The following is a 1,475-nucleotide window of genomic DNA, read 5'->3' as shown; positions in this document are numbered from 1 at the left end:
CGCGGCGGGCGGCCGGTCCCGCCGCCCGGCCGGGCGGACCTGTGGTCTGCTGGACGGTGGACCGCCGCCAGCCCAGCCGGTAGGAGCCGAGATGCGAGTGCGAACCGTTCCCGCCGCCGTCGCCGCCGTGCTGCTGCTCGCCGCCGGGTGCAGCTCGACCACGTTGCCCGCCCCGGGCGGCAGCACGGCCACCGGACCGGGGACGGTACGGGTGACCGGGCAGGTCGCGGACGGCCTGGACACGCCGTGGGGGATCGCCGTGCTCCCCGGCGGCGACCTGCTGGTCGGCTCCCGGGACACCGGCCGGATCACCCGGATCGCCGCGGACGGCGGCGCCCGCACCGACGTCGGCGAGGTCCCCGGGGTGGCGGCCGCGGGCGAGGGCGGCCTGCTCGGCCTCGCCGTCTCCCCGCACTACGCCACCGATCACCAGGTGTACGCCTATTTCACCGCCGCCGACGACAACCGGATCGTCCGCCTCGGCTACGACCCGCAGCAGCCGCCCGGACAGCAGCTCGGCGCCCCCGCGGTCCTGCTCACCGGGATCCCCAAGGGCAGCAACCACGACGGCGGCCGGATCGCCTTCGGCCCGGACGGCATGCTGTACGCGGGCACCGGCGAGGCGGGCCGCACCGAACTGGCCCAGGACCTTTCCTCGCTCGGCGGCAAGATCCTGCGGATGACCCCGGACGGCGCCCCCGCGCCGGGCAACCCGTTCCCGGGCTCGGTGGTCTACACGCTCGGTCACCGCAACGTCCAGGGGCTGGCCTGGGATGCCCAGGGGCGGCTGTGGGCGTCCGAGTTCGGCCAGAACACCTGGGACGAGCTCAACCTGATCACCCCGGGCGCCAACTACGGCTGGCCGGTGGTCGAGGGCCAGGGGCACCGGGCCGGCTACACCGACCCGCTCGCCCAGTGGCACACCGACCAGGCCTCGCCCAGCGGCATCGCGTACGCCGACGGTGCGATCTGGATGGCGGCGCTGCACGGGATGCGCCTGTGGCGGATCCCGGTCGAGGGGGACCACGTCAGCGGCACCCCGCAGGACCACTTCACCGGCCGGTACGGACGCCTGCGGACGGTGGTCGCGGACGGCCCCGGCACCCTGCTGCTCGCCACCAGCAACACCGACGGCCGGGGGCAGCCGATCGCCGGGGACGACCGCATCCTGCGGCTCGCCGTCGGGTGAGGCACCCGGCCCGCCGCCGCTGACCCCGGCCCGCCGGCGCCGACGGGGTACCGCGCTGGGCCGGTCGGGGTCAGGAGATCACCGGTTCGAGTGGGTTGAGGACGCCCCGGGTGGCGGTCCGGATTGGGCCGCGCCCCGGCTGGCTACGGTCCTTCGTGTGCCCCCGAGGAGAGGACCGGACCGATGTTCAACCTGCTCCTGCTGACCGTCCCGCTGCTGGTCGCCGCCGTGCTGGCCGCGACCGACCCCCGCGGCCGGCCCCGTGGCGGCGGCCGCCACGGCGTCG

At 76.3% G+C, this 1,475-nt stretch carries 1 protein-coding gene; it reads left to right on the top strand.

Annotated features, from left to right (window positions below; translation table 11 throughout):
* Positions 1-91: 91 nt before the first annotated feature.
* The gene (locus AA75_RS33730) at positions 92-1,189 is read left to right on the top strand and encodes a sorbosone dehydrogenase family protein (protein WP_033824168.1); all 1,098 of its coding nucleotides are present in this window, start codon (positions 92-94) and stop codon (positions 1,187-1,189) included.
* Positions 1,190-1,475: the final 286 nt, after the last annotated feature.

The organism is Kitasatospora sp. MBT63, from assembly GCF_000710465.2.
Lineage (GTDB): Bacteria > Actinomycetota > Actinomycetes > Streptomycetales > Streptomycetaceae > Kitasatospora.
This window is presented reverse-complemented; position numbering and strand designations above follow the sequence as displayed.

Bases quoted from the DNA above. Each gene is read 5' to 3' on its own strand.
- AA75_RS33730 (WP_033824168.1), top strand. From the start codon at position 92: ATGCGAGTGCGAACCGTTCCCGCCGCCGTCGCCGCCGTGCTGCTGCTC.